General features: G+C 68.4%; 25 protein-coding genes. 20 read left to right on the top strand and 5 right to left on the bottom strand.

Features of this window, described 5'->3' with window-relative positions; genetic code table 11:
• The first annotated feature begins 14 nt into the window (after positions 1 to 14).
• Together VFV19_13005 and VFV19_13000 are read left to right on the top strand one after the other, a co-directional pair.
• Positions 15 to 1,043 (top strand): zinc-binding dehydrogenase, encoded by a 1,029-nt coding sequence (locus VFV19_13005; GenBank protein HEX4825219.1) that lies wholly within the window; start codon positions 15 to 17, stop codon positions 1,041 to 1,043.
• Positions 1,044 to 1,075: 32 nt separating this feature from the next.
• Positions 1,076 to 1,453, top strand: a complete 378-nt coding sequence (locus VFV19_13000; protein ID HEX4825218.1) for a response regulator — start codon at positions 1,076 to 1,078, stop codon at positions 1,451 to 1,453.
• Here VFV19_13000 and VFV19_12995 read toward each other — a convergent pair.
• Both VFV19_12995 and VFV19_12990 read right to left on the bottom strand, forming a co-directional pair.
• Positions 1,416 to 1,913: a hypothetical protein gene (locus tag VFV19_12995; protein HEX4825217.1), complete on the bottom strand. Its 498-nt coding sequence runs from the start codon at positions 1,911 to 1,913 to the stop codon at positions 1,416 to 1,418. The two genes, VFV19_13000 and VFV19_12995, sit on opposite strands and share 38 nt — an antisense overlap.
• 100 nt (positions 1,914 to 2,013) lie before the next feature.
• Positions 2,014 to 3,924 (bottom strand): peptidyl-prolyl cis-trans isomerase, encoded by a 1,911-nt coding sequence (locus VFV19_12990; protein ID HEX4825216.1) that lies wholly within the window; start codon positions 3,922 to 3,924, stop codon positions 2,014 to 2,016.
• Positions 3,925 to 4,095: 171 nt separating this feature from the next.
• Between VFV19_12990 and VFV19_12985 the strand changes: the two genes are divergently transcribed.
• The 8 genes from VFV19_12985 to VFV19_12950 all read left to right on the top strand — a co-directional run bounded on the left by VFV19_12985 (position 4,096) and on the right by VFV19_12950 (position 15,232).
• Positions 4,096 to 5,550: a FecR domain-containing protein gene (locus VFV19_12985; protein HEX4825215.1), complete on the top strand. Its 1,455-nt coding sequence runs from the start codon at positions 4,096 to 4,098 to the stop codon at positions 5,548 to 5,550.
• Between the two features lie 87 nt (positions 5,551 to 5,637).
• Positions 5,638 to 6,669: a rod shape-determining protein gene (locus VFV19_12980; GenBank protein HEX4825214.1), complete on the top strand. Its 1,032-nt coding sequence runs from the start codon at positions 5,638 to 5,640 to the stop codon at positions 6,667 to 6,669.
• Between the two features lie 13 nt (positions 6,670 to 6,682).
• Positions 6,683 to 7,540: a rod shape-determining protein MreC gene (gene mreC, locus VFV19_12975; GenBank protein HEX4825213.1), complete on the top strand. Its 858-nt coding sequence runs from the start codon at positions 6,683 to 6,685 to the stop codon at positions 7,538 to 7,540.
• Positions 7,537 to 8,043 carry a rod shape-determining protein MreD gene (gene mreD / locus VFV19_12970; GenBank protein HEX4825212.1) on the top strand — a complete coding sequence of 169 codons (507 nt, stop codon included), beginning with the start codon at positions 7,537 to 7,539 and terminating at the stop codon, positions 8,041 to 8,043. Before mreC ends, mreD begins: the two co-directional genes overlap by 4 nt.
• Positions 8,044 to 8,045: 2 nt before the next feature.
• Positions 8,046 to 9,938 carry a penicillin-binding protein 2 gene (gene mrdA, locus VFV19_12965; GenBank protein ID HEX4825211.1) on the top strand — a complete coding sequence of 631 codons (1,893 nt, stop codon included), beginning with the start codon at positions 8,046 to 8,048 and terminating at the stop codon, positions 9,936 to 9,938.
• Complete coding sequence (rodA, locus tag VFV19_12960; protein ID HEX4825210.1) at positions 9,913 to 11,004, top strand: rod shape-determining protein RodA; 1,092 nt, start codon at positions 9,913 to 9,915, stop codon at positions 11,002 to 11,004. The genes mrdA and rodA overlap by 26 nt, the downstream gene beginning before the upstream one ends.
• Positions 11,005 to 11,058: 54 nt before the next feature.
• Positions 11,059 to 13,737: a TIGR03960 family B12-binding radical SAM protein gene (locus VFV19_12955; protein HEX4825209.1), complete on the top strand. Its 2,679-nt coding sequence runs from the start codon at positions 11,059 to 11,061 to the stop codon at positions 13,735 to 13,737.
• Positions 13,715 to 15,232, top strand: coding sequence for an Rne/Rng family ribonuclease (locus VFV19_12950; GenBank protein HEX4825208.1), 1,518 nt, complete (start codon positions 13,715 to 13,717; stop codon positions 15,230 to 15,232). The genes VFV19_12955 and VFV19_12950 overlap by 23 nt, the downstream gene beginning before the upstream one ends.
• Here the strand turns inward: VFV19_12950 and VFV19_12945 are convergent.
• Positions 15,229 to 15,657, bottom strand: coding sequence for an acyl-CoA thioesterase (locus tag VFV19_12945; protein HEX4825207.1), 429 nt, complete (start codon positions 15,655 to 15,657; stop codon positions 15,229 to 15,231). The genes VFV19_12950 and VFV19_12945 overlap by 4 nt on opposite strands.
• A 35-nt stretch (positions 15,658 to 15,692) precedes the next feature.
• On the bottom strand, positions 15,693 to 16,025 hold the full coding sequence (locus tag VFV19_12940) for a hypothetical protein (protein HEX4825206.1): 333 nt from the start codon (positions 16,023 to 16,025) through the stop codon (positions 15,693 to 15,695).
• 148 nt (positions 16,026 to 16,173) lie between these two features.
• Here VFV19_12940 and feoB point away from each other — a divergent pair, with 148 nt between their 5' ends.
• The 10 genes from feoB to VFV19_12890 all read left to right on the top strand — a co-directional run bounded on the left by feoB (position 16,174) and on the right by VFV19_12890 (position 26,272).
• Positions 16,174 to 18,165 (top strand): ferrous iron transport protein B, encoded by a 1,992-nt coding sequence (gene feoB, locus VFV19_12935; protein ID HEX4825205.1) that lies wholly within the window; start codon positions 16,174 to 16,176, stop codon positions 18,163 to 18,165.
• Entirely contained in the window at positions 18,162 to 18,401 is a 240-nt protein-coding gene (locus VFV19_12930) for a hypothetical protein (GenBank protein ID HEX4825204.1), read from the top strand. Before feoB ends, VFV19_12930 begins: the two co-directional genes overlap by 4 nt.
• Entirely contained in the window at positions 18,398 to 18,619 is a 222-nt protein-coding gene (locus VFV19_12925) for a FeoA family protein (GenBank protein HEX4825203.1), read from the top strand. The genes VFV19_12930 and VFV19_12925 overlap by 4 nt, the downstream gene beginning before the upstream one ends.
• Before the next feature lie 29 nt (positions 18,620 to 18,648).
• A complete protein-coding gene (locus tag VFV19_12920; GenBank protein HEX4825202.1) occupies positions 18,649 to 19,947 on the top strand; it encodes a tetratricopeptide repeat protein in 1,299 nt (432 codons plus the stop codon).
• Complete coding sequence (locus tag VFV19_12915) at positions 19,944 to 20,645, top strand: polyphenol oxidase family protein (GenBank protein HEX4825201.1); 702 nt, start codon at positions 19,944 to 19,946, stop codon at positions 20,643 to 20,645. Before VFV19_12920 ends, VFV19_12915 begins: the two co-directional genes overlap by 4 nt.
• Before the next feature lie 70 nt (positions 20,646 to 20,715).
• Positions 20,716 to 21,042, top strand: coding sequence for a preprotein translocase subunit YajC (gene yajC / locus VFV19_12910; GenBank protein HEX4825200.1), 327 nt, complete (start codon positions 20,716 to 20,718; stop codon positions 21,040 to 21,042).
• A 22-nt stretch (positions 21,043 to 21,064) separates the two neighbouring features.
• Complete coding sequence (secD, locus tag VFV19_12905) at positions 21,065 to 22,660, top strand: protein translocase subunit SecD (GenBank protein ID HEX4825199.1); 1,596 nt, start codon at positions 21,065 to 21,067, stop codon at positions 22,658 to 22,660.
• Between the two features lie 11 nt (positions 22,661 to 22,671).
• The gene (secF, locus tag VFV19_12900; protein HEX4825198.1) at positions 22,672 to 23,661 is read left to right on the top strand and encodes a protein translocase subunit SecF; all 990 of its coding nucleotides are present in this window, start codon (positions 22,672 to 22,674) and stop codon (positions 23,659 to 23,661) included.
• Between the two features lie 58 nt (positions 23,662 to 23,719).
• Entirely contained in the window at positions 23,720 to 25,876 is a 2,157-nt protein-coding gene (locus VFV19_12895; GenBank protein HEX4825197.1) for a bifunctional (p)ppGpp synthetase/guanosine-3',5'-bis(diphosphate) 3'-pyrophosphohydrolase, read from the top strand.
• Between the two features lie 9 nt (positions 25,877 to 25,885).
• Positions 25,886 to 26,272, top strand: coding sequence for a RidA family protein (locus VFV19_12890; GenBank protein ID HEX4825196.1), 387 nt, complete (start codon positions 25,886 to 25,888; stop codon positions 26,270 to 26,272).
• A gap of 4 nt (positions 26,273 to 26,276) precedes the next feature.
• Here VFV19_12890 and rpmB read toward each other — a convergent pair whose 3' ends face one another.
• Positions 26,277 to 26,474 (bottom strand): 50S ribosomal protein L28, encoded by a 198-nt coding sequence (gene rpmB / locus VFV19_12885; protein HEX4825195.1) that lies wholly within the window; start codon positions 26,472 to 26,474, stop codon positions 26,277 to 26,279.
• Positions 26,475 to 26,716: the final 242 nt, after the last annotated feature.

Genomic DNA, 26,716 nt, shown 5'->3' with positions numbered 1-26,716 from the left:
CGATGCGCGCGGTCGTGATCCGCGAGCACGGAGGGCCCGAGGCGCTCCGCTTCGAAGAGCGCCCGGTCCCCGAGCCGGGACCCGGCGAGGTTCGCGTCCGCGTCCGCGCGGTCGGGCTCAATCATCTCGACGTCTGGGTGCGAAAAGGAGTGCCCGGGCACGTCTTCCCGCTGCCGATCGTCCCCGGGTGCGACGTCGCGGGCGTCGTCGATGCGCTCGGCCCCGGTGCTGCAGGATGCTCCGTCGGCGACGAGGTGGTGCTCGCGCCCGGTGTCTCATGCGGGGTCTGTCTTGCGTGCCGCGAGGGGACGGAGCCTCTCTGCCGCTCCTACGGCATCCTCGGCGAGACCCGCGACGGGGGCCTTCAAGAGCTCATCGTCGTCGGTGACCGAGGTGTCCTCCGCCGGCCCGCCGGCCTCGATCTCGTGCAGTCCGCGGCGGTCCCGCTCACCTTCCTCACCGCGTGGCACATGCTCGTCGCCCGCGCCGCCGTGAGGCCGGGGGAGCAGGTCCTCGTCCACGCGGCCGGGTCGGGCGTCTCCGCGGCGGCGATCCAGATCGCGCGGTTCCTCGGCGCGCGCGTGCTCGCGACGGCGGGGAGCGAGGCCAAGAGGGCGCGCGCGATGGAGCTGGGTGCGGAAGAGGCGGTCGACTATCACGGCGCGGCGTTCGTCGACGCGGTCCGCCGCTGGACCGGCAAGCGCGGCGTCGACGTCATCGTCGATCACGTGGGGGCCGAGACGTTCGACCGCTCGGTGCGATGCCTGACGAAGGGCGGGCGCTACGTCACCTGCGGCGCGACCTCCGGCTACGAGATGAAGACCGATTTCAGATTCATCTATTTCAAGAGCCTCTCCATCCTCGGCTCGACGATGGGCTCGACCCACGAGCTGATGCGCGTGCTCGATCACCTCGGCGCGGGCCGCTTGCACGCCGTCGTCGATACGGTGCTTCCCTGGGAGCAGGTCGCCGAGGCGCATCGGCGCCTCGAGTCGCGCGAGGTGTTCGGGAAGATCGTGCTCGTCGTCGGCGATCCGGTGTAATAAGCTTCGCCGTTCCCTGGAGGCCGCTGCCGATGGCAGGCGAGAGAATTCTCATCGTCGACGACGAGGCCGAGATCGTCGAGCTGCTGCGGGACGTGTTGACGGCCGAGGGCTACACGGTCGACTCTGCGCCGACGGCGGAGGCCGCCCTCAAGCTCATCCGCGAGAACATCTACGACCTCGCCCTTCTCGACTTCAATCTGCCCGACATGGACGGCGTGATGCTCCACCGCGAGATCCGCCAGATGGACGCCGAGCTCGCGGGGCGCGCGATCTTCATGTCGGGGTTCCTGCAATCAGACGCGAACCTCGGATACTACATGTCGCAGAGCGGCGGCTTCCTCGCGAAGCCGTTCGACATCCGCGACGTGCTCACGCAGGTCCGGGCGTCGCTGGGTGACGTTCGGTAACGCCGTCCCGGCGGAGCATCCTGCCGAGCACGATGTTCACCGGGTTGCCCCTCGCGAGGAAGGGGAGGACGGGGCGCCGCCGCCAGCCCATCCGCGACAGCTCCCTCAGGATGCCCTGGTGGTTCTTCTGCACGGACAGGCCCTTGAGAAACGCAGAGTACGCCTCCTTGCGACGGTCGCAGCCGAGGAGGACGCGGCCGTAGTTGAGGCACAGGTCGGCGTTGTAGAACTCGAGCGCGATCGCCTGACGGCAGAGCTCGGCCCCTTCGCGCGCGCGCCCCGCCTCGACCGCGAGGCTCAGTCCGTAGTAGGAGAGATACCGCGCCTGAGGCGTGCGAGCGCCGAGCCGCCGCTCGAGCTCGATGGCCGCCTCGAACAGCGCGAGAGCTTCGAGCCCGCGGCCGCCATCGAGCGCGACGAGCCCCTTCTGGAACCGAGTCTCGGCCGCTTGAACGAGCATCGACGGACCCTCCCGGTCCCGGGAGAATATCGATGCGCGGAGGCGCGACCTTCCAGACCTCGTTTGGTCAAGGCGATGACGGGAACGTCATCGCCCGCGATCAGCCGTTCACCGAATCGACGAGCGGCTGATTGATTTCAATGACGTGCTCCTGCCGGAGCATCTCGATGAAGCCCTGGGTCATCTGGTTCCGCTGCTGCTGCAGCAGCTCGTCCCGGAGCGTCGGCTTCTCCGACTCGAACTTCGCCGGGTCGAAGACGTCGTGCCTCGTGATCTCGTAGACCACGGCCCCGCCGGGCGTCGCGGCGACGCCGCGGCTTCCGACGTGCGAGGCCGGACCGAAGAGCGCCGCATCGAGCTCCGCCGACCGGCCGACCGACGGCAGCAGCGCGCCGCTCGTCAGGTCGCCGGACTTCTTCATCTCGAGCTTCTGCGCCTTGGCGCCGGCATCGAGCGAGGAGGCGGCGAGGATCTTCCGGGCGGCGGCGAGCGCGGCGGTCTTCCCCCGGTCGTTGAGGATGTCATTCGCGATGCGGTCCAGGACCTCGGACTGCGAGCGGACCGAGGGAGGCACGATCTCGGTGCACCCGGCGATCGCGAACCCGCGCGCGATCGGGAGCGGGTTCGAGACCTGATTCGGCTGGAGCGCGGCGATCCCGCTCGAAAACTCCGGCGTCGGCCCGAGATCGGCGGGGTGGTCGTCGGCGGAGAGGGTCCGTCCCTCGACCTTCAGGTCCGCTTTCGCGGCCACCGCGTCGAAATCGGCGGGGGACTTGAGCTCGGAGCGCAGCTTGTCGGCCTCGGCGACGGCGAGGTCTTGCGCCTTCTGCAGCTCGAGACGCTTGCGGATCGAGTCCTTGACCTCGTCGAAGGGTGTCGTCCCCGCCGGCCGCTCCTCGAGCACCTGGATCACGTGGAAGCCGAACTCGGTCTCGACGACCGGAGCGAACTGGCCCGGGCTCGTCGCGAACACCGCGTCGTCGAACGCCTTGACCATCGCCCCGTGGCCGAACCAGCCGAGATCGCCGCCGTTCTGGCCCGAGACCGGGTCCTGGGACATCGACTTGGCGAGCGCGGCGAAGTCCTCGCCGTTCTTGACGCGCGTCAGGATCGAGCCCGCGAGCGTGCGGATCGACTCCTTGTCGGCGGGGGCCGCGCCGGGCGGCACCTTCAGCAGGATGTGGCGCGCGTGCCGCTGCTCCGGGCGGGTGTAGTCGGCGGCGTGCTGATCGTAGTCCGCCTTGACGTCGGCGTCCTTCACGTTCGTCTTCGCGACGAGCGTCTGCCGGTCGATGACGAGGAGGCGCAGCTTCCGCCCCTCGGGCCGCTTGTAGTCGTCGCGGTGCGCCTCGTACCAGGCCGTCGTCTCGGCGGGCGTCACCTTGGTCTCGAACGTCACGGCCGACGCCGGCACGTAGACGTAATCCGCGCCGGCGCGGACGTTACGCGAGGTCCACGCGCGCTTCAGCTCCTCGTCGGACACCTGGGCGCCCGACGCCATGACGTCGGCCCATTTGCGCACGAGGAGGGTCTCGCCGATGCTGCGCTCGAACGCCTCGACGCCGCCCTCGAAGTTAGCGCCGACGATGTCGGTGTATCGGTCCTTCCCGATGAAGTTCCCCTGAGGATCCTTGAAGCTCGGATCCTCGAGGATCGCGCGCGAGATCTCCTCGCGCGTGGCGCGCAGTCCGAGCTTGTCCGCGTCGGCGATCACGATGCGCTTGTCGATGAGCCCCTGGATCGCCTGGCTGCCGATCTGAAGGCTCTTCTTGATCTGCTCGTATTGCGCCCCGGCCATCCGGCGGTAGTTCTCGTCCTGGCGCCGCGCCACGACGAGGAACTCGTCACGCGTGATCTCCTTGCCGTCCACCTTCGCGGCCCAGTCGCCGGCCGCTCCCTTGTTGTAGGAACGCGGGTCGAAGTAGGCGCCGAGGTAGAAGAGCATCGACAGGGCGACCGCGCCGAGCACCCATTTCAGGTGCCTGAGGTTGTCGCGCATCACGTTGAGCATGGGAGGGTTCTCCGGGTCGTTCGCGGGCAAAGCGGGCAGTGTAGCGGAGCCGCCCCCGGCCGATCAATAGGGCGATTTCGGCGCGGTGGTCTCGCCCCGGGTCGCGTGTTAGATTCTGCCCGCGATCCGGGCCGGCGTTCGGCCGAACCCGGCGGAGGATGCCCCCCGGCCATGCCGCCGCGCGCGCCGAAGACCAACGTGCTCCTCGACTGGTTCACGGTGAGCTACCGCACGGTCGTGGTCTTCGTGCTCCTCGCCGTCGGACTGCTCGGGCTCGGGGTCTGGTACCTGTTCTTCTACGCCCCCGGAAAACCGCGCCAGGAGGCCCAGGACGCGATCTCCCGCGCCGTGGAACGGCTCGCCGAGGCCTCGAGGTACACGTCGAACGAACGGGTCGACGAGGCGGTGGCGAGCGCGCGCTCGGCGCTTGGTGAGGGGCGGGACGCCTTCGGGCGCCACCAGTACACGGACGCCCAGGTCGCGGCGATCCGATCGGAGAATTTCTCGCAGAAAGCGATCGACATGGCCCGAGGCGAGGGGACGACGGCCCGGGAGGTCCGCATCCTCCGCGAGGAGGGCGACGTCCGGGTCAAGCGCGCGGGAGAGTTCGATTGGCAGCCGCTCGATCGCAAGTCGCTCCTCCGCGTCGGCGACCAGGTGAAGACCTCGTCGAACGGCTCGGTCCAGCTCATCTACTTCGACGGCGCCCAGACGCAGATCGACCCGGGCTCGCTCCTCGAGATCCGCGAGATCCACGAAGACCCCGCGACCAAGGTCCGGCGCGTGAGCGAGAAGCTGAACTGGGGCGAGATCCAGTCGACGACCCAGAAGCGCAACGTCGACGGCTCGTTCCACGAGGTCGCGACCGACAAGGTCTCCGCGCGCGCGGAGGACGCGGTGGAGTTCCGCTTGGCCTCCGACAAGGAGACGAAGGCGGCTGCGATCGACGTGTTCGAGGGGCGCGTCCAGGTCGCCGCGGGTGGCCGGAAGGAGAACGTCGAGGGCGGCGAGCGCCTGCGCGCCGATCCGTCGGGCCAGCTCCAGGCGAAGGAAGTCCTGCCGGGAGCGCCGCGCCTGCTGTCGCCGTCGGACCAGAAGGTGTTCGTCGAAGAAGATCCGGCCAAGGCCTCGACGTCGATGTCGTGGGAGCGCGTTCCTGGAGCCAAGGCGTACCACCTGATGATCGCCGACCGGATGCTCTTCGCCGACGTCCGCTACGAGGCCGATCGCGAGGACACCAACGTCGTGCTGCAGGGAGTCCCTGCGGGGGAGTACTACTGGAAGGTCGCCGCGATCTCGCCCTCGTCGATCCGTGGACCCTTCAGCGAGGTGCGGCGGTTCCGTGTCACGTCGCAGAAGATCACCGACAAGAACGACACGACGCCGCCCGACCTCGAGATCACGGAGAACGTCCAGACGGGCCCGATGCTGATCCTGAACGGGCGGACGGAGCCCGGGGCGCTCCTCTGGGTCGACAACGAGAAGGTCGAGGTCACCGACGACGGCACGTTCTACGCCGTCATCCGCCTCCGGAAGGAAGGGGTCAACGAGGTGGTGCTCATGGCCCAGGACGCCGCCGGAAACGTCAGGAAGATCACGCATAAGGCCTACGTCGATCCCTATTGAGGCTTTCTTGCTTTTCGGGCTTTCCGGCATCTAGATTAGCGGTCCGGTCATCGTCGTTTCGACGATGCCGCGTGTGGAGTGAGTGGCATGGCTTGGTCCCCGTCGTCCTTCTTGTCGATGTTCTCGAACGACCTCGCGATCGATCTCGGCACGGCGAACTCGCTCGTCTACTCCAAGGGGCGGGGGATCGTCGTCAGCGAGCCTTCGATCGTCGCGGTCAACCAGAAGACGGGACGCGTGGAAGCGGTCGGCAAGGAAGCGAAGGAGATGCTCGGGCGCACACCCGGGAACATCATCGCGATCCGGCCGATGAAGGACGGCGTGATCGCCGACTTCGAGCACACCGAGCGGATGCTCTCTTACTTCATCGAGAAGGCGCACAACCGGAAGTTCGGCGTGCGGCCGCGCATCGTCATCGGCGTCCCGAGCGAGATCACACAGGTCGAGAAGCGCGCCGTTCGCGACTCCGCGATGCGCGCGAAGGCGACCGAGGTCTACCTCGTCGAGCAGGCGATGATGGCGGCGATCGGGGCGGGGCTGCCGATCACGGAGCCGACCGGCAACATGGTGCTCGACATCGGCGGAGGCACGTCCGACGTCGCCGTCATCTCGATGGCGGGGATCGTCTACTCGCGCTCGGTCCGCGTCGCGGGCAACGAGATGGACGAGGCGATCATCCAGTACATCAAGCGCAAGTACAACCTCCTCATCGGCGAACGCACCGCCGAGGAGGTCAAGATCAAGCTCGGCTCCGCGTTCCCGCTCGACGAGGAGCTGACCCTCGAGATCAAGGGGCGCGACCTCGTCGAGGGCGTGCCGAAGACGATCGTCGTCTCCGACGAGGAGATCCGCGAAGCGCTCGCGGAGACGGTCGCCACGATCATCGAAGCGGTGCGGGTCGCGCTCGAGCAGACTCCGCCCGAGCTCTCCGCGGACATCGTCGACCGGGGCATCGTGCTCACCGGGGGCGGCGCGCTCCTGAAGAATCTCGACAAACGCCTGCGCGAGGAGACGGGGCTCCCGGTCTCGATCGCCGACGACCCGCTCACGTCGGTCGTCATGGGCACGGGAAAGATGCTCACCGACTTCGATCTCCTCAGGCGGGTCGCGCTCGACTAGGATTCCAATCTCGATGGCCGCCGTTTCTCCCGTCCGCGCCAACGCGTTGCTCCTGGGCGTCATGGGGTTTGCACAGCTCCTCCTCATGGCGGCGAGCGTCCGTCAAAGCGTCGTCGCCGGCGCCGTCTCCGGCGCCACCGGGAGCGCCGGCCGCCCGGCCGTCGCCGCCGAGCGCTCCCTCTCGGGCACGCTCGTCGCCGTCGTGCATTTCTTCGGGGACCTCAACTCCGAGGAGATCGCGAACGCCGCGCTCAAGCGCGAGGTCACGCGCCTCTCGGGCGAGCTGACCCACGGGCGCGCCCAGGCGGAGGAGAACGAGCGCTTGAGGCGCCTGCTCGGCATGAAAGACGACCTCGTGCCGAAGTCGATCGGCGCCTCGGTCGTCACCGCTCAGATCGGCGGTCAGTCGCGGGTGATCGTCATCGACCGCGGAAGCACGGCCGGCGTGCGTCCCGACATGGCGGTCGTCGCGTGGGGCGGGGCGGTCGGCCGCGTCGTCAGCGTCGATCGCGAGTACGCACGCGTACGCCTGCTGTCCGATCCCAGCAGCGGTGTCTCGGGAATCGTCGCGCGAAGCCGCGCGGAAGGCATCGTGGCGGGACGCGGAGGCGATGCGCTCGAGATGCTCTACGTCCCGAAGTACGCCGACGTCCTCGTCGGGGATCGCGTCGTGACGTCGGGGCTCGACGGAGTCTTCCCGCGCGGCCTCGGGATCGGCCGCATCACGGTCGTCGGCGATCCGATCGGCGCGAGCAAGTCGATCCGGCTGGAGCCCGAGGTCGCCGACCGGGCCGTCGAGGAAGTGCTCGTCCTCACGGAGCCGACGGGCACGCGCCTGCTCACCGCGGACGGGACCGAAGCCAAGCCATGATCGTCCTCTGGGCTCTCCTCGGCATTGGCCTCTCGCTCGGCGCCCAGCTGGCGCTCGGGAGCATCGCTCCGGCCGCGACCCGTTACGTCGATCTCATGATGCTGCCGCTCGCGGCGTATGCGCTCAGGACCTCCCAGCGATCGTCGATGACGGTCGGGTGCGTGTCCGGCCTCCTCCAGGATTACTGGACGGAGCCGCGCCTCCTCGGGATCAACGGGCTCATCAAGACGATCCTCGGATGGGCGCTCGGTGGGCTGGGTGCACGTTTTGATCTGAATAATTTCGCCGGCCGCCTGGCCGCCGGGGCTTCGATCAACCTCCTCGACGAAGGACTTCAAGCCGGAATCCGCCGCCTTTTCGGCGAGTCGCTGGCGCCGGTTCACCCGGTCACCCTGGCGGTTCGCGCGTTGGCAGGGGGCTTGCTGACTGCCTTCGTTCTGGCGATCGTAGGGAAGATGGGACGGGCACGCAGCGCGGCGCGCCCGGCGCGCCGGAAGGCATGAGCGTGGATTACAGGGAGCGCTGGGAGCTGAAGGAGTACCAGAGCGAGCAGCGGCTCGGCCGCCGCGCGCATCTGCTCCACGCCGCCATCATCGTCGTCCTCGCGGGTTTTCTCGGCATGTTCTGGTACCTGCAGATCGTGAGAGGAGCCGATTACGAGCTCCTCGCCGAGAACAATCGCCTCCGCCGCATCGCGATGCCTCCGACGCGCGGCGTGGTCTTCGACCGGCACGACGAGGTCCTCGCCTCGACGCGGCCCGCGCTCAACCTGGTCCTCGTCCGTGAAGGCCTGCAAGACGCCGACGGTCAGCTCCGGCGTCTCGAGTCGGTGCTCGGGATCCCGTACGAGGGGCTGAAGGAGCGGCTCACCGCGATGCACCGGCGTCCGACGTTCGAGCCGCTCGTCATCAAGGAAGACGTGCAGCTCGCCGAGATCGCGAAGGTCGAGGCGCGGCGCGAGTGGTTCCCGTCGGTCGAGGTCGAGGAGACGGCGCTGCGCGACTACCCGGACGGCACCGCGATCGCGCACGCCGTCGGCTACGTCGGCGAGGTCAACGAGTCCCAGCTCGCGAGGGTCACCGACGGCTCGATCCAGCAGGGGGACATCGTCGGGAAATCGGGGATCGAGCGCCAGTACGACGACGTCCTCCGGGGCCGCCGCGGCTGGAAGCTCGTGACCGTCAACAGTCTCGGGCGCCCCTTCGGACCGTCGCAGCCCGGGCGGATCCCCGAGGACGGGGCGCCGCTCAAGCTCACGATCGACAAGGCGCTCCAGCGCACCCTCGTCGAGGCGCTCGCGGACGAGGTCGGCTCGGGGATCTTCATGGATCCGAACACCGGCGCCGTGCTCGCGCTCGCCTCGACCCCCGGGTACGACCCGAACGTCTTCACGGCGCCCGTGTCGCGCACGACGTGGATGTCGCTCATCAACGACCCGCGCCGACCTTTGAACGACCGGGCGATCTCGTCGTTCTATGCCCCGGGCTCGACGTTCAAGGTGCTCATGACGGTCGCGGGTCTCGAGTCGGGCGCGATCACCCCGTCGACCACGGTGGACTGCGGCGGATCGGTCGTCATCTACGGGCGGCCGTTTCTCTGCTGGAAGAAGGGCGGCCACGGCGTCGTCGACGTCCACCGGGCGCTCGTGCAGTCGTGCAACGTCTTCTACTACCTCCTCGGCAAGAAGATGGGGATCGACACGATCACGAAGTACGCGAAGATGTTCAACATCGGCGAGATCACCGGAATCGACATTCCCGGCGAGACGCGCGGGAACCCGCCGTCGGTCGAGTGGAAGCAGAAGACGCGCAAGGAGCCGTGGTACCCCGGCGACACGATCTCCGTCTCGATCGGACAGGGCCTCCTCGCGGTGACGCCGATCCAGATGGCGACGATGATCTCCGCCGTCGCCAACGGCGGGAGCCTCGTCAAGCCGCATCTCGCGCGCGACGCCGCCGTCGACCCGGTCAGGCTGCCGGTCTCCGCCGAGACCCTCGCCATCATCCACGACGCGTTGATGGACGTCGTCGAGGAGGGGACGGCAACGAAGGCGCAGCTCGGGCCGATCCACGTGGCCGGAAAGACCGGCACCGCGCAGGTCTTCAAGAAGTCCGCGGGGATCGACGCCGACAAGCTTCCCAAGGACGAGAAGGACCACGCCTGGTTCGTCGGCTACGCGCCGGCCGAGAAGCCCGAGATCGCCTTCGCGATCGTCATCGAGCACGGCGGCCACGGCGGCACCACCGCGGCGCCCGTCGCGAAGAAGGTGCTCGAGACCTTCTTCGCCGACCGGTTGCCGCAAAAGCCGTCGCCCGAGGAGAAGCCCAGCTCCCAGCTCCAAGCGCATCTCGCCGCGCACCCGGAGGGCAGCGGTGCTCCGCCGGCGACTGCTCGATAGGCTCGACCTTCCGACCCTCTTCGCGGCGCTCGCGCTCGCGTCGGTGGGCTTGATGGCGATCGCGTCGGCGACGGCCGAGCAGCCCGGCCGTTCCGGGCTGTGGAAGACGCAGCTCGTGTGGCTCGCGATCGCGTCGGTCTCCGCGCTCGTCGTGATGGCGATCGACTACCACATCTGGGCGGAGTTCGCGTTCGCGCTCCACGGCGTGGGGATCGCCCTCCTCGTCGCCGTCCTGGCGTTCGGCAAGACGGTCGGCGGCAACAAGTCGTGGCTCGACATCGGGCACATCGCCTTCCAGCCCTCGGAGTTCGTGAAGTGGACGACCTGCCTCGCCACCGCGGCGTTCCTGGCGAAGCGGGTGACGACGCGCGTGCGCTTCGTCCAGGCGGTCCAGCTCGTGGGGATCGTCGGCCTTCCGATGATGCTCATCGCAAAGCAGCCCGACATGGGGACGGCGCTCACGTTCGTCCCGATCTTCGTCGGAGCCTTGCTCATGGGCGGCCTGCAGTGGCGCTGGGTCCTCGGCGCCGCTGTCGTCGTCGGCCTGTTCGCGCCCGTCGGCTGGTCGCACCTCAAGCCCTACCAGAGGGAGCGCATCCTCCTCGTGGTCAACCCGGATCTCGATCCCTCGGGGGTCGGCTACCAGGTGCGGCAATCGAAGATCGCCGTCGGATCCGGTCGCGTCACGGGGAAGGGGCTCTTCAAGGGCACGCAGAACCGCCTCAATTTCCTGCCCGCGCAGCACACGGACTTCGTCCTGGCGGTCATCGCGGAGGAGCTGGGGTTCATCGGGGCCGCCGGCGTCCTGGCCTTGCTCTACTACCTCCTCTACCGCGGCCTGGTCGCGGCGCGCTCGTCCCAGGACCGGCTCGGCACCTACCTCAGTCTCCTCGTCGTCTGCTGGTTCCTCGGTCAATCCGCGATCAACATCGGGATGGTCGTCGGCATGATGCCGACGATCGGCGTGCCGTTGCCGTTCGTGAGCTACGGTGGGACCGCCCTGATCGCGGTCATGTGCGGGATCGCCCTGGTCGCGAACGTCCGCGGGCACCGCTTCGTGAACTGATCGCCTGGTAGAGTAACTACTGGCTACCAACTCCTGACGTTTCCGAGGATCCCAATGGGCGTTCTTTCCGACGACGAAGCGGCGTTCCGGCAGCTCCTGCTCGGCGTCCAGCGGCCCACCCGTTACATCGGCGGTGAATGGAACGAGATCGTCAAGGACCACCGCGAGGTGGCGCTGACGTTCGCGCTGGCGTTCCCGGACGTCTACGAGATCGGGATGTCCCACCTCGGTTTCCGCATCCTGTACCCGCTCTTGAACGCGCGGGAGGATGTCGCGGCCGAGCGCGTGTTCTGCCCGTGGCCGGACATGGCCGACGGTTTGCGCCGGACGGGACGTCCTCTCGCAACCCTCGAGACGGCGACGCCGCTTCGCACGATGGACGTCGTCGGCTTCTCGCTCCAGTATGAGATGACGTTCACGAACGTCCTCGAGATGCTCGACCTCGCGGGGATTCCGCTCCGCGCGAAGGACCGCGGCGAAGGGGATCCGATCGTGGTCGCCGGCGGCCCCGTCGTCTTCAACAGCGAGCCGATCGCGGATTTCCTCGACGCCGTCCTGATCGGCGACGCGGAGGAGATGCTCCCCGAGTGCCTGGAAGCGCTCATCGCCGCCAAGCGCGCGCGGGCGTCGCGCGGCGAGCGGCTCCGGGCGCTGGCCAGGATTCCCGGGGTCTACGTGCCGTCGCTTTACGCGCTCGAGGACGACGGCGGCCTCGCCATCCCCGTGCCGCTCGAGGGCGCGCCGTATCCGGTGAAGCGGCGGATCATCTACGACATCGACAAGTTCCCGTTCCCCGACCGGATCCTCGTCCCGCACGGCGAGATCGTGCACGACCGCGTCTCGATCGAGCTCATGCGCGGCTGCCCGGTCGGCTGCCGCTTCTGCCAGGCCGGGTACATTTACCGCCCGACGCGCGAGCGCGATCCGAACCAGGTACGTGACACCGTGATCCGGTCGATTCGCGCGACCGGCTACGACGGGTTCTCGCTCGCGTCGCTCAACACCGGCGAGTACGGGGCCGTTCAGCCGCTCATCTTCGACCTCATGGACCGGTTCGAGCCCGAGTCCGTGTCGGTATCGCTCTCCTCGATGCACGCATCGACGATGACCGAGGAGCTGGCGCAGCAGGTTCGCCGCGTGCGCAAGTCCGGGTTCACGATCGCGCCCGAGGCCGGCACGCAGCGCCTCCGCAACGTGATCAACAAGAACCTGGACGAGGCACAGATCCTGAACGCTTGCCGGCTCGCCTTCGAGGCCGGCTGGGACCTCATCAAGCTCTACTTCATGATCGGCCTCCCGACGGAGACCGACGCCGACGTCGACGGGCTCGTCGATCTCGCCCACGAGATCCTCGCCGTCGGGAGGCGGACCGCGAAGGGACGGCGGCCGGAGATCACCCTGTCGGCGTCGTCGTTCGTGCCCAAGCCGGTGACGCCCTTCCAGTGGGTCGGCCAGGATCGGATGGAGAGCCTCTACCGGAAGCAGGACCGCATCGCCTCGCGTGTCCGCCGCGGGGTTCGCTTCAAGCATCATGAATGCGAGACCACCTTTCTCGAAGGCGCGTTCTCGCGCGGCGATCGCCGTCTCGGCGGCGTTCTCGAGCGGGCGTTCCGCGGCGGGGCGCGGTTCGACGGATGGGCCGAGCACTTCCAGCTCGACACCTGGCGCCGCGCCTTCGCCGACGAGGGGATCGATCCCGAGCGTTACGCGTACGGCGACTGGACGACCGAGAGGCGGCTCCCGTGGGACGTCGTCGATTCGCTCGTCAACAAGAAGTGGCTCGCGCTCGAGCTCAAGCGTGCGCTCACTGAAGGGACGCTCTCGATCTGCGGCCCGACCGACTGTCACGGCTGCGCGTCCTTCGCCAAGGAATGCGTCAAGGGGGTCGTCAAGGAGACGACGGGCCGGCCGCTCGATCTCGGCCTGCCGATCCTCTCGACACCCGCGGCGCCGGGACCGGGGGTTCCCGCCTCCGCCGGCGAGGCCCCGCCGCTCCGCCCCGAGACCGAGCGCGACCCGAGACCGCCGGAGGGCGCTCCCCGCTGGCGCTATCGCCTGCGGTTCACGAAGACCGGACGGGCCCAGTTCCTGGGGCACCTCGATGTCACCCGTACCCTGATGCGCGCCCTGAGGCGCGCGCGGATCGCGCTCGTCTACTCGCAGGGGTTCAACCCGAAGCCCCGTGTCCAGTTCGGACCGGCGCTGTCCGTCGGGATCGAGTCGCTCGCCGAGTACGTCGACTTCGAGACCTCGTCTCCGCTCGATCCGGCCGAGACGGCCGCGGCGATCGGCCGGACCCTCCCGCGCGGCTTCACGGCGCTCGCGCTCGTCGAGGTGCGCCGGGATGCGCCGGCGCTCGGAGAGGCCGTCCGGGCCGCCCGTTACGCCGTCACGCTCCCTTCGGGTCTTACGCCGTCGCGAGCCGCGGAGGTGTTCGCCGGGCGCGCCGGCCTGTCCGTGTCGCGCGAGAAGAAGGGGAAGGTCGTCGCGTTCCCGCTCTCGGCGTGGCTTCTCGACGTGAGCGAGACGGGGCCAGGTGGTTTCCGCATGACGCTCGGCCTCGGCGGCGACGGCGCGTCCGTGCGCGCCGACGAGATCCTCGAGCTCATGTACGGCGACGCGTCGGCGCTCCGCCTCGTTCGCGAAGAGGTCTACCTGCGCGACGGCGAGCGTCTCGTCGATCCGTCGCAGGGCAGCGTCACGGTGACGGTTGGCGAACGAGCTGCTGTTTAGCCGTCTCGGCGGGCGGACGGCCGCGGCGCTCCGCGAGGGTGGCGTGACCGCGGAGCTCCGGATCGAGGACGACGCGACCGCCCTCGCCGCCGGACGGGTCATCAAGGGTCGGGTCTCGAAGGTCCTGCCGGGCATCCAGTCGGCGTTTCTCGACGTGGGTCAGGATCGCGATGCGTTCCTCCACGTCGCCGACCTGCTGCTGCCGGGGGAGAGCGCCGAGGAGTTCGAGTCGGACGACGACGAGCTCGAGGGGCAAGGGGGGAGTTTCCGCCGCGCGCGGCGCAGCGCTCCGCCGGGACGGCCGATCGAGAGCCGCCTCAAGGTCGGACGCGAGGTGCTCGTCCAGATCGTGCGCGAAGGGTTCAGCGGCAAGGGCCCTCGCGTGACCTGCTTCATCACGCTGCCGGGCCGGTACCTCGTCTACGCGCCTCTCGCGCCGTTCCGCGCGGTCTCGCGCCGCATCGCCGATCCGGCCGAGCGCGAGCGCCTGCGCGCGATCGTGTCGTCGCTCCCGGGCGAGGGCGGATTCATCGTGCGTACGGCCGGAGCCGGAGCCTCGCCGCGAGCGTTCGCCGCCGATGCGGAGAAACTGGCCGTCGCGTGGCGCGGTCTCACGCATCGCGCGGCGGCGGCGGTCGCTCCTGCCGTCGTCCACAGCGATCTCGATCTCTTCCTCCGGACCCTGCGCGACGCGTCCGCCGCGACCCTCGACCGCATCGTCGTGGACGACGACGCGATGCTCGCCGCGGGAACCGAGTTCCTCCGCGAGCTCGACCCCGAGCTCCTCGCACGCCTGAGCCGGCACACCGGTCGGGAGAGCCTGTTCGACGAGACCGGCGTCACCGACGAGGTCGAGCGCGCGTTGCGCCCGCGCGTATGGCTCAAGTCCGGCGGGACGCTCGTCATCCAGCAGACCGAGGCGCTCGTCAGCATCGACGTCAACACCGGAAAGTACCTGGGCGCGCGCCACCCGGAGGAGACGGTCCTGAAGACGAACCTCGAAGCGGCCGCGGAGATCGCGCGGCAGCTCCGCCTCCGCGATCTCGCCGGCATCATCGTCGTCGATTTCATCGACATGGACCGCCCCGAGCATCGCGCGTCCGTCCTCGAGGCGCTCGAGGGCGCGCTCCGGCGGGACCGCGCGCGGACGAAGATCGTGGGGCTCTCGGACCTCGGCCTGCTCCAGCTCACGCGCAAGCGCACACGAGCGGGACTCGAAGCGACGCTGACGCGGCCGTGTCCGTCATGCTCGGGGTCTGGTCGCGTCAAGACGGCGGAGACGCTCGCGCTCGAGGCGCTCGTCGAGGTCCGTCGCATCGCGGGGGCGTTCTCTTCGGGCCCGCTGACCGTGACGTCGCACCCGGACGTCGCGCGGGCGCTCCGCCTCGCGATTCAGGTCGCGGGGCCCGTACTCGACCGATCGATCGCGGAGCGCCTCGTCGTTCGCGAGGACCCGGCGGCCCCGTCGGACCGCTTCGACGTGAGCGCCCTCTAGCCCCGGCGCGACAGCCGCGTCCGCCGCCGCTCCTGCGCTTCGGCCGCCCGCCGACGCTCGCCGTCCGTCACGGACTCGAGGGCCGGCACGCGGTGAGGCTTCGCGTCGCCGTCGAGGGCGACCATCGTGACGAGCGCACGCGTCGTCGGCGTCCGCTTGCCGGTCAGGCGGTCCTCCGCGTGGACCTCGACCTCGATCTCCATCGAGGTGGTGAAGGCGGAATTGATACGCCCGTTCAGCACGATGATCTCGCCCATGCGAACCACGTTCGAGAAATCGACGCTGTCCATCGACGCGGTCGTGACGTCGGAGCGGGCGTGCCGCATCGCGACGATCGCCGCGCATTTGTCGATGAGGCTCAGGACGCGTCCGCCGAAAACGTACCCGCGCGAGTTCGTGTCCTCGGGGAGGACGATTTCGGTCATCTCGACGGCGGACTCGGACGCGCGACGCGACGGGGTCAGCGATTCGACCCGGCGCCCGCGGGGGCCTCGGCCTTCGCGGCCTCGGGGACCTCGGGAGCCTTCGCGACCGCGGCCGTCTTCTTGGCCTTCGCGTCGGCGGCGGGAGCGACGACCTTCGCCTCGGCGGCGGTCTTCTTCTTGGCGCAGCAGGGCATCGTGCAGCCGCCCGTGGTGTCCTTGGTGTCGGCCGCGACGGCCGCCTTCGCATCCTTGGCGTCCTTGTCGTCGGCCTTCGCATGCTCGTCACAGGCGCTCGCCGTACGCGCGGCCAGGGCGAACATGATCGTGGCGGCGGCGATCGTCGCCAGGGCTTTCTTTCGTGCGGTCATCGTCGATCCCTCCGGAGATTCCCAAGTATACGGGCACCGCCGCGGTTTGACAGCATTCGGCCCGCTCTCTACACTGTTCTCGTCTAGTTGAGAACCGTTCGCAACTAGAAAATCGCGCCGGGGAGCGGCGCGTTCGAGGCCGGTCTCCTTGAGCGAAGCGCTTCTCAGCGACGACACATCGGCCCCGGCGCCCTCACGAGACGGCGTCATCCTCGTCGGCAACCCGAACGTCGGCAAGAGCGCCATGTTCGGGGCCCTGACCGGGCGCTACGTCACGGTCTCGAACTATCCCGGCACCACGGTGGAGATCACACGCGGTCACGCCGATCTCGGCGGGGCGCGGATCCCGCTGATCGACACGCCGGGCACGAACTCGTTCGCGCCCTCGTCCGACGACGAGCGCGTCACCCGCGACGTCGTCCTGAGCGCGGACGCCAAGGCGGTGCTCGCGGTCGGCGATGCGAAGAACCTGGAGCGAACGCTCCTCCTCGCGCTCCAGCTCGGCGAGATGGAGCGACCCCTCGTCCTGGCGCTCAACATGTGGGACGAGGTGACTGCATCGGGGTGGGCGATCGATCCCGCCGCGGTTGCCGACGCCCTCGGCGTCGAGGCGATTCCGACGGTGGCGATCACGGGCGCGGGTCTCGACGACGTCCGGCGGGCGCTCGCGGCCCCTCGCTGCGGGCGGGTCCACATCGACTATCCCGCGCCGATCGAGACGGCGGTGGCTGCGATCGCGCCGCGCCTGTCGGAGGCGTCGATCGCGCCGCGCGCCCTCGCCCTCATGATCCTGGGAGGAGGGGACGCGTTCCTCGAATCGCTCGCGCCTCACCTGAACGGCGGCGTCACCGCGGTGCGGACCATCAAGGCCGAGGCCCAGCAGTGCTCGCAGGAGCCGCTGGCGGCGGTCATCAATCAGACGCGCCTGAAGGCGGCGTGGGAGATCGCCGCTCGCGTCCGCACGCGGGCCGCCGCGGCGGCCACGGCACGGCACGGCGTGAAGGAGATCCTGGAGCGCGCTGCGACGCACTCCGTCTGGGGCCTTCCCGTGCTCGCCGGCGTGCTCTTTCTGGCGTACGAATTCGTCGGTGTCTTGGGGGCGAAGACTCTCGTCGATCTCCTCGAGAACGGCCTCTTCAACGGGTGGATCAATCCCGCGGCGACCCGATTCTTCGACGCCTACGTCCCGTGGACGCTCGTGCGCGATCTCTTCGTCGGCCCCTACGGCGTCTTGACGATGGCGCTCACGTACTCGCTCGCGCTCGTCTTCCCGATCGTCGGGACGTTCTTCATCGCGTTCGGCGTTCTCGAGGATTCCGGCTACCTGCCGCGCCTCGCCGTCATGGTCAACCGTGTCTTCAAGAAGATGGGGCTGAACGGCAAGGCCGTCCTCCCGATGGTTCTCGGTCTCGGTTGCGACACGATGGCGACCCTCACGACGCGAATCCTGGAGACGCGCAAGGAGCGCCTCATCGTCATCCTCCTGCTCGCGCTGGGCGTGCCGTGCTCGGCGCAGCTCACCGTCGTCCTCTCGATGCTCGGCGCGCTCTCACCGGTCGCGATGCTCATCTGGCTCGGCATCGTCATCGGGACGATCGTCGGCGTCGGCGCGCTCGCGGCACGCGTCATCCCCGGGAAGGGGAGCGACTTCGTGCTCGAGCTTCCTCCGCTCCGGATCCCGCGGACCCGCAACATCCTCGTCAAGACCGTCGCGCGGATCGAGTGGTATCTGAAGGAGGCGGTCCCGCTCTTCGTTCTCGGCACCCTCATCCTCTTCGTCGCCGACCGTCTCGACCTGCTCCGCGGGCTCGAGCGGGCGTGCGGCCCGTTCCTCGGCAAGGTCCTCGGGCTGCCGCAAGAGTGCTCCGAAGCGTTCATCGTCGGCTTCCTGCGGCGCGACTTCGGCGCGGCCGGCCTCTACCACATGGCCGAGGCGGGACGACTCGATCCGGTCCAGGTCGTGGTAGCGGTCGTCGTCATCACACTCTTCATCCCGTGCATCGCGAACTTCTTCATGATGGTGCGCGAGCGTGGGCTCAAGACCGGCGCCGCGATCGCGGCCTTCATCTTCCCGTTCGCCATCGCCGTGGGAGCCGCGCTCAACTGGACGCTCCGCGCCTTCCACATCTCGCTCCGGTGATGCCGCCCGAGTCGACCCCCTTCATTCCGATCGCGGCGTCGACGGCGGACGCCACGCCGTTCGACTGTCCTCTGTGCGGCGCGCGCTTCAGTCATGGGACCCTCGTCTGCGGCTCCTGTCCCATGAACGCGGGATGCGAGATCGTGAAGTGTCCGTCCTGCGGGTATCAATTCCCCCGGCGCTCGCTTGTCCTCGACTTCGCGAAGCGCCTCTTCGGCGGACGCTCGGGCGCGTGACGCCCGTCACGCGTCTGAAGCCCGGAACCACGGCAACGGTCGTGAAAATCGGGAGCACGGAGGCGGCGCGGGCCGTCCGGCTGTCCGCGTTGGGCCTCGTGGCCGGGGCGACGATTCTCCTGGTCCAGCGTCGGCCCGCCGTCGTGATCCGCGTCGGCGAGACCTCGATCGCGGTCGACGCGGAGGTCGCGGATGAGATCTTCGTGGAGCCGGTATAATCCGCCCCACACCCGACAACGAGGTTCCGATGAGACGTTTCGGATTCGCGTTCGCCCTCGTGCTCCTCACCCTGGCGACCCGCGCCCACGCCCAGTCGTCGGTCTCCGAGATCCTCGGTAAGATCGTGGACCAGGACGGGAAGCCGGTCCCCGACATCGAGATCCGAGCCGCGAACAAGGCCTTCCCGGATCGCGTGCAGAAGGGGACGAGCGACAAGCGCGGCAACTTCACGGTGAGCGGGCTCCTCTACACGGCGAACGCGTTCGATTGGACGGTGACGATCAAGGGGCCGGGGTTCGTCCCGGTGTCGGCGCACGTCGTCGGCCGATTGAGCGAAGGCACGCTGTACTTCGAGGAGTCCCCGAAGCTGAGCGCGAAGAACCCCTCGTTCGACATTCCAGTCAAGGCTTTCGCCTCGGTCCGCATGGAGGTGAAGATGCGTGCGGGTGATGCGGAGGCCGAAGCCGCGCCGACGCCGGCGGCGGCCGCGGCCGCGCCGGGCGACGTGCCGAGCGCGGCGGCCGCCGCTGCGGCGGCCGCCGCGGGCGACACGTACGGCGATGCCGTGGGAAAGGTCCGCGCCGGCGACGCGGAGGGTTCGGTCGACCTGTTCAAGAAGGCGATCGACGAGAAGCCCGACGATTGGGAGCGGCGGAACGTCTTCGCCGGGGTTCTCCTGCGCCTCGACCGGCAAGGCGAGGCGACGATCCAGGCGAACAAGGCCGCTCAGCTCGCCCCGGACAAGGCGGCGCCCTATCTGACGCTCAGCGACATCTATCTCTCCCGCGGCCTCCCCGACAAAGCCTCCGAGGCCGTCTCCAAGGCCCAGCAGCTCGAGCCGGACAATGTCAAGGTGCTCGAGCGCGCGGCCGCGGTCTCGGCGAACACCGGCAAGGTCGACGACGCGATCGCGACCTACGAGAAGGTGCTCGCGACGCACCCGAACGACACCGAGGTCATGGTGGCGCTCGCCGAGCTCTATAACCGCAAGAAGGACCCCAAGAAGGCCGAGGAGATGCTCGCCCGCGTGCGCGCCGCCGACCCCGAGCATGCGTATCGGACCTTCTACAATCTCGGCGTCGTCATCGAGAATCGCGACGACGCGACGGAAGCCGATCACCGGAAGGCGATCGAGGCGTTCCGCGAGGCGATCAAGGCGAACCCGAAATACGCGCTGGCCCACCGCGATCTCGGCTTCGCGCTCCTCCGGACGGGCGACATGGCGAACGCGCGGAAGGAGCTCCAGGCGTACGTCGACCTCGATCCGCAAGCGCGCGACGCCGCGGACATCAAGGCCACCGTCAAGAGCCTCGCTTCGGCGAAGTGACCTGGACGATCGGCGTCGCCGGCGGCCTCACGCTCGTCCGCTGCGCCGCGCTCGACTCGGTCCCGGGGATCGCCCACGCCTTCGGCACGAGGACCGGACCGGGCGGCGTGCCGTTCGATGCGGCGTCGCACGCGACTGCCCTCGCGGAGGCGGCAGGGGTCGGGCGGCCGATCGTGCAGCCGCTCCGGCAGGTGCACGGGACCTTCATCGCCACGGCCGACGCGCGTCCGGGTGAAGCCGACGGCGTGCTCGTGACCCTCGGGGACCGTGGCGCCGCCGTGCGCTCGGCCGATTGCGTCCCGATTCTCGTCGCCAGTCGTGACGGGCACGCCTTCGCGGCGGTCCACGCCGGCTGGAGAGGCATCGCGGCAGGGATCGTGAACGCCGCGGTCGACCGCTTCGAGGGCGAGGGGATTCCCCCGGAGCACCTGGTCGCCGCGATCGGCCCCGCGATCCGCGCTTGCTGTTACGAGGTCGGCCCCGAGGTCCTCGATGCTCTCGGTCTCCCATCGTCGCGGACGGTCGATCTCCCCGCGATCGTGGCCGAGCGCTTCACGGCGCGGGGGGTGCCTGCGGCGCAGGTCGCGATCGCCCCGTGGTGCACGCGTTGCCGTTCCGATCTCTTCTACTCGGCGAGGGGGGAGGGGACGGGAACCGGTCGCATGCTCTCCGTCGTCGGCCCGGCCGGGGCGCCTTGACGCCCCCCGGGGCGCTGCGTCACAATCCCCCTTTCGTCCCGAGCGAAATGACGTAGGGACTGGGGGTTCGATGTCGATCCTGGCCGCGGGAATCGTTGCTTTCGCCACGCCTACCCAGCCCGGCGCCGCCCAACCCCCCGCCTGGATGCAATTCGCCCCGATCGTGCTCATGGGGGTGGTGTTCTATTTCCTCCTCCTGCGGCCGATGCAGAAGAGGCAGAAGGACCACGCGCGCATGCTCGAGACCTTGAAGCCGGGCGATCGCGTCGTCTGCGCGGGAGGCCTTCATGCGACGGTCGTGGGCGTCACCGACGCCACGGTCCAGGTGAAGATCGCCGATCAGATCCGCGTCGACGTGGAGAAGTCGTCCGTCACCACGGTCAAGCGCGCCGAGTGAGCCGGAGGCGCGGAGGGTCCCGATGTCGAACATGACCTGGAAGCTGCTGATCATCGTCGGAGCGGTCGCCCTCTCCGTCCTCTCGTTCTATCCGCCGAAGGAGAAGATCAACCTGGGCCTCGATCTCCAGGGCGGCTCGCACCTGCTCCTTCAGGTCGACACGTCCGCCGCGATCAAGAGCGAGGTCGATCTGGCGATCAACCGCGTGGGCCAGCTCCTCAAGGAGAAGACCATCGCCTACGCGTCGATCGCGCCGACCGACAACGGGGTCGACCTCAAGGGCACCGACGCGTCGCGCGACGCCGACGTTCGAGAGATTTTCGACACGATCACGCCGGGCTGGACGATCACGCCGTCCGAGGGGAACTGGACGGTCCGGATTCCGGACCGGCTCCGCCAGGAGATCGAGGCGTCCTCCGTCGACACCACCTTGACGGTGCTCCGCCAGCGTATCGACGAGCTGGGGGTCAAGGAGCCGATCATCCAGAAACAGGGGACCGCCGGCGATCGCATCGTCGTCGAGCTCCCGGGTCTCGACGACCCCGAGCGCGCGAGGCGCCTCCTCCAGGACCAGGCGAAGCTCGAGTGGAAGGCCGTCGTCTACCCGCCGGGGACGAGCGACTACGAGGGCTGGGCGCCGCCCACGACGCAGGAGGCGACGCTGGCGATGTTCGGCGGCGCCTTGCCGCCGAACGTCGAGCTCGTGCCCCAGGTCTTCAACGACGCCGGCGGCACCAAGACCGAGATGTGGTGGCCGCTCCAGAACGTCGCCGCGATCGTCGGGAACGACCTGCGGTCGGCGCGGCGCGGCAACGACCAGATGCAGCGGAACGTGGTCGACTTCATCCTCTCCGCCGATGCCGGGAAGAGGTTCCAGGCCGCGACGCGCGAGAACCTCCACAAGAAGATGGCGATCGTCCTCGGCAGCTCGAAGGGCAAGGTCGTCATCTCGGCACCGGTCATCAACGACGTCATCAGCGATCGCGGCCAGATCTCGGGCCGGTTCGACGTGAAGTCGGCGGAAGATCTCGCCCTCAAGCTGAGGTCCGGCGCGATTCCGACCGCTGTCACGATCATCGGCGAGACGACCGTCGGGCCGTCCCTGGGCCGCGATTCGATCAAGGCGGGCGTCTTCGCGTCGCTCCTCGGCTTCGCCGGCGTCGCGCTCTTCATGCTCGTCTACTACCGGCTCTCCGGCGTCAACGCGGTGATCGCCCTTCTGCTCAACGTCGTGCTCGTCCTGGGCGCGATGGCCTATTTCGGATCGACGCTGACGCTCCCCGGGATCGCCGGCCTCATCCTCACCGTCGGCATGGCGGTCGACAGCAACGTGCTCATCTTCGAGCGCATCCGCGAGGAGCTCCGGCTCGGCAAGACGGTGCGCACCGCGATCGATCAGGGCTTCGGCCGGGCGTTCGGCACCATCGTCGACACGCACGTGACGACGATCGTCTCCGCCTTCTTCCTGTTCACCTACGGCACGGGTCCCGTGCGTGGTTTCGCCGTGACGCTCGTCATCGGCCTTCTCTTCTCGATGTTCACCGCGGTGTTCGTCTCGCGCGTGATCTACGACCTCGTCCTCGGCAACCGGCGTAACGTCGAGTCGCTGAGCATCTGAGGGAGGCGAACGTGCTGCAGCTGTTCCACGATCCCAAGATCGATTTCATGGGCAAGCGCCGGATGTGGGTGGCCGTGTCCTTGTCGCTCATCGTGATCTCCCTCGCCGTCGTCTTCTCGCGCGGCATCAGGATGGGAATCGAGTTCGAAGGCGGCGCTGAGGTCCAGCTCCAGTACGCGCAGGCGCCCGACGTCCCGGTCGTCCGCACCCAGCTCGAGAAGGCCGGCTACGCCGGGGCCGTGGTCACGACGATCGGCAAGGCGGAGGACCACGAGATCTACGTCCGCGTCCCGCTCGTCGCAGGTGCGAAGGACGAGGACATGGCGCCGTCGGTGATCCGCACGCTCAAGGCCGCCGAAGGCGAGAGCGCCTTCACGGTGCGCTCGCAGGCCTACATCGGCCCGACGGTCGGGCGCGAGCTGATCAAGAAGGCGCTCGCGGCGGTGCTCGGTTCGATGGGCGGCATGCTCGTGTACATCTGGATCCGGTTCGAGTTCCAGTGGGGGCTCGCCGCCGTGGTCGCCCTCGTCCACGACACGATCATCACGCTCGGGCTCTTCTCGGCGTTCGGCTTCGAGATGAGCCTCCCGGTCGTCGCCGCCTTCCTCACGCTCGTCGGCTACTCCGTCAACGACACGGTCGTCATCTTCGACCGGATCCGGGAGAACCTGAGAAGCAAGGGCGGGACCGCCGGCAATCTGCCCGACTTGATCAACGTCTCGATGAACCAGACGCTCTCGCGGACGATGCTGACCTCGCTCCTCACCTGGATCGTCTGCGTGTTCCTCTTCATCCTCGGCGGTCCGGCGCTCCGCGACTTCTCGTTCGTCATGGTCGTCGGGATCATCGTCGGCACCTACTCGTCGATCTACATCGCCTCGCCGATCCTCGTCGTGTGGCAGGAGTGGCTCGGCGCACGGGCTAAGGCCAAGGTCGTCGAGTCGGGCCTGGCGACGTCGCCCAAGGCGACGGCCAAGAAGGTCCGCGCCGGCAAGGCGTAAGGGAAAGCCGCTTCTACCCGGAGCCTATAATCCCCTCTTTCAGGAGGGGACGTAAGTCGTGGTCCGGAGGTTCGAGGACGTCCTGGAGCGGGTCGAGTCGTTCAACCCGTCCGCCGATTTCGACCTCCTCCGCCGCGCCTACATCTTCTCTGCCCGCGAGCACCGGAACCAGGTCCGCCGCTCCGGCGAGCCCTACCTGATCCATCCGATCGAGGTCGCCTATGTCCTGGCCGACCTCGAGCTCGACACCGCGAGCGTCGTCGCCGGCCTCCTCCACGACGTCGTCGAGGACACGCTCACGACGATCGAGACCGTCCGCGACTACTTTGGCGAGGACGTCGCGCACATCGTCGCCGGCGTCACCAAGATCTCGAAGCTGCAGTTCGCCTCGAAGGAGCAGGCCGAGGCGGAGAACTTGCGCAAGATGATCCTGGCGATGGTCGACGACATCCGCGTGATCCTCGTCAAGCTCGCCGACCGCCTCCACAACATGCGTACGCTCGAGCACCTCGCTCCCGACAAGCAGGAGCGCATCGCCCGCGAGACGGCGGAGATCTACGCCCCGCTGGCGAACCGTCTCGGCATGGGCCGCATCAAGTCCGAGCTCGAGGACCTGACGCTCAAGTATCTGGAGCCCCAGGCGAACGTGGCCCTCGTCTCCGCCCTCGAGGCCAAGCGCAAGATCAGCGAAGCGTTCATCGAGGAGATCCGCCGGAAGCTCGTGACCGCCCTCGAGGATGCGGGAATCGCGGCGCAGATCTCGGGGCGGATCAAGAGCGTCTCGTCGATCTACCGCAAGATCCGGCGGCAGAAGATCGAGGTCGAGGAGGTGTACGACTACGTCGCCTTCCGCATCCTCACCGAGTCGATCAAGGACTGCTACGGCGCCCTGGGGATCGTCCACTCGATCTGGCGGCCGGTCCCGGGGCGCATCAAGGACTTCATCGCGATCCCCAAGCCGAACATGTACCAGTCGCTCCACACCTCGGTCATGACCGAGGTCGGCCAGCCGTTCGAGGTCCAGATCCGCACGCGCGAGATGCACCGGATCGCCGAAGAAGGCGTGGCCGCGCACTGGCAGTACAAGGAAGGCGGCAAGGCGCGCGGCGGCGAGGCCGAGCGCGTGGCCTGGCTCCGCCACATCCTCGAGTGGCAGCAGGAGACGAAGGACCCGCGCGAGTTCCTGGAGATGGTCAAGGTCGACCTCTACCCCGAGGAGGTCTACGCTTTCACCCCCAAAGGGAAGGTCCTCTCGTTTCCGCGCGGTTCGACGCCGATCGACTTCGCCTACGGCATTCACACCGACGTGGGCCACCGTCTCTCCGGGGCCAAGATCAACGGCCGGCTCGTTCCGCTCCGGACCCCGCTCGGCAACGGGGACATCGTCGAGATCCTGACGCAGCCGCATGCCCATCCGAGCCGCGACTGGCTCGCGCTCGCGAAGACGTCGCGCGCACGCGGGAAGATCCGGTCGTGGCTGAACGCGAACGAGCGCGAGAAATCGATGGCGCTCGGGCGCGAGCTCGTCGAGAAGGAGCTGCGGAAATACCGTCTCTCGCCCCGTGAGTTTCTGGAGAACGGCAAGGCCGGCGAGGCGCTCAAGAAGCTCGGCTTCGCGGCGATCGAGGATTTCCTCGCGGCGGTCGGCTACGGGAAGGTCGTGCCGCACAGTCTCGTCGCGGCGATCGTTCCCGAGGACGAGCTGAAGCCGAGGACCGACGGCGTCGTGGCGCGCGTGGTCAAGAAGGCGTTCGGCCTCGGCGAGCGGCGCGTCAAGGTCAAGGGGATGAACGACATGATGATCATGCTCGCGCGCTGCTGCAATCCGGTGCGGGGCGAGGAGATCGTCGGCTACATCACGCGAGGGAAAGGGGTCTCGGTCCATTCGGTCCAGTGCCCGAACGTGCGGAGCCTCATGTTCGACCCGGAGCGGCGGATCGACGTCGAGTGGGACGCGTCGGGTGCGTCCGGGACCCTCTTCGACGTCAAGCTCGCGCTCGACGTTCAGGACCGGCAAGGACTGCTCGCGAAGATCGTCTCGGCGGTCGCCGACGAGCAGGCGAACATCCGGAACGTCGACGCCAAGACCTTCGAGGGGTCCGACGCGCGTGTGACGATCGTCATGGCGGTCTCCGACCGTCAGCAGATGGAGAAGGTCATCGCGAAGGTGAGGAAGATCGCGGGAGTCAGGGACGTCGAGCGCATGCTGCGCTGAGGGGAGAGCATGACCAAGACGACGGTGAGCACGGAGGACGCGCCGGGGGCCGTGGGCCCGTACGTGCAAGGGGTCAGGGCGGGGGATTTCCTGTTCGTGTCGGGACAGGTCGCCCTCGACCCGAAAACCGGCATCCTCGTGGAAGGGGGCGTCGCCGAGCAGACCGAACGGGTCCTCAAGAACGTGCGCGCGATCCTCGAGGCGGGGGGAAGCTCCCTCGACCGGGTCGTGAAGGCGACGGTCTATCTCACCGATCTCGGTGAGTTCGAGACGATGAACCGCGTCTACGCGTCGTTTTTCGGAGACTCACGCCCGGCACGCGTCACGGTCGAGGTTTCGCGGCTTCCCAAGAACGGGAAAGTTGAGATCGACGCGATCGGGATCGTCGGGCGCTAGCGGGTCAGCGCGACGCCTTCATGACGGAGCCCGAGCGGATGCAGCGCGTGCAGAGGCGGGCGCGCCGCGCGTTGCCGCCCGGGATCCGGACGCGGACGCGCTGAAGGTTCGGCATGAACGTCCTCGAGCTCACGTTGTGGGCGTGGGACACGTTCTTCCCGAAAATCGTCTTCTTCCCACACACATCACAAACGCGCGCCATGACGTCCTCGAATTGAAGAGAAAGGCCGCGAAATCCTAGAAGAGCGGCCGTCTTCTGTCAAGGCTGCGTCCGGCGGGTTGCTTTCGAGTTTGCGCTTCCTATATTGCCCCTTGGCCGGAACCGGAAGGTCCGGACAAACCCGACGATGCCGGTGGGGGTCACCGGTGACGACGGCGTTCGACGGAGGTCGAGGGCGGGGCAATGAAGATCGAAATTCTTGTTCGGAAGCGTCCGAAAGCGCT

Source organism: Candidatus Polarisedimenticolaceae bacterium (assembly GCA_036275915.1).
GTDB lineage: Bacteria > Acidobacteriota > Polarisedimenticolia > Polarisedimenticolales > DASRJG01 > DASRJG01.
Note: the sequence above shows the minus strand (reverse complement) of the source record. Positions and strands in the feature narration are given on the sequence as shown.

What these genes read in the sequence shown, in the direction of transcription:
- VFV19_13000 (HEX4825218.1), top strand. Translation starts at nt 1,076, where the DNA reads ATGGCAGGCGAGAGAATTCTCATCGTCGACGACGAGGCCGAGATCGTC.
- VFV19_12995 (HEX4825217.1), bottom strand. Translation starts at nt 1,913, where the DNA reads ATGCTCGTTCAAGCGGCCGAGACTCGGTTCCAGAAGGGGCTCGTCGCG.
- VFV19_12990 (HEX4825216.1), bottom strand. Translation starts at nt 3,924, where the DNA reads ATGCTCAACGTGATGCGCGACAACCTCAGGCACCTGAAATGGGTGCTC.
- VFV19_12985 (HEX4825215.1), top strand. Translation starts at nt 4,096, where the DNA reads ATGCCGCCGCGCGCGCCGAAGACCAACGTGCTCCTCGACTGGTTCACG.
- VFV19_12980 (HEX4825214.1), top strand. Translation starts at nt 5,638, where the DNA reads ATGGCTTGGTCCCCGTCGTCCTTCTTGTCGATGTTCTCGAACGACCTC.
- mreC (HEX4825213.1), top strand. Translation starts at nt 6,683, where the DNA reads ATGGCCGCCGTTTCTCCCGTCCGCGCCAACGCGTTGCTCCTGGGCGTC.
- mreD (HEX4825212.1), top strand. Translation starts at nt 7,537, where the DNA reads ATGATCGTCCTCTGGGCTCTCCTCGGCATTGGCCTCTCGCTCGGCGCC.
- VFV19_12955 (HEX4825209.1), top strand. Translation starts at nt 11,059, where the DNA reads ATGGGCGTTCTTTCCGACGACGAAGCGGCGTTCCGGCAGCTCCTGCTC.
- VFV19_12945 (HEX4825207.1), bottom strand. Translation starts at nt 15,657, where the DNA reads ATGACCGAAATCGTCCTCCCCGAGGACACGAACTCGCGCGGGTACGTT.
- VFV19_12940 (HEX4825206.1), bottom strand. Translation starts at nt 16,025, where the DNA reads ATGACCGCACGAAAGAAAGCCCTGGCGACGATCGCCGCCGCCACGATC.
- VFV19_12920 (HEX4825202.1), top strand. Translation starts at nt 18,649, where the DNA reads ATGAGACGTTTCGGATTCGCGTTCGCCCTCGTGCTCCTCACCCTGGCG.
- yajC (HEX4825200.1), top strand. Translation starts at nt 20,716, where the DNA reads ATGTCGATCCTGGCCGCGGGAATCGTTGCTTTCGCCACGCCTACCCAG.
- secD (HEX4825199.1), top strand. Translation starts at nt 21,065, where the DNA reads ATGTCGAACATGACCTGGAAGCTGCTGATCATCGTCGGAGCGGTCGCC.
- VFV19_12890 (HEX4825196.1), top strand. Translation starts at nt 25,886, where the DNA reads ATGACCAAGACGACGGTGAGCACGGAGGACGCGCCGGGGGCCGTGGGC.
- rpmB (HEX4825195.1), bottom strand. Translation starts at nt 26,474, where the DNA reads ATGGCGCGCGTTTGTGATGTGTGTGGGAAGAAGACGATTTTCGGGAAG.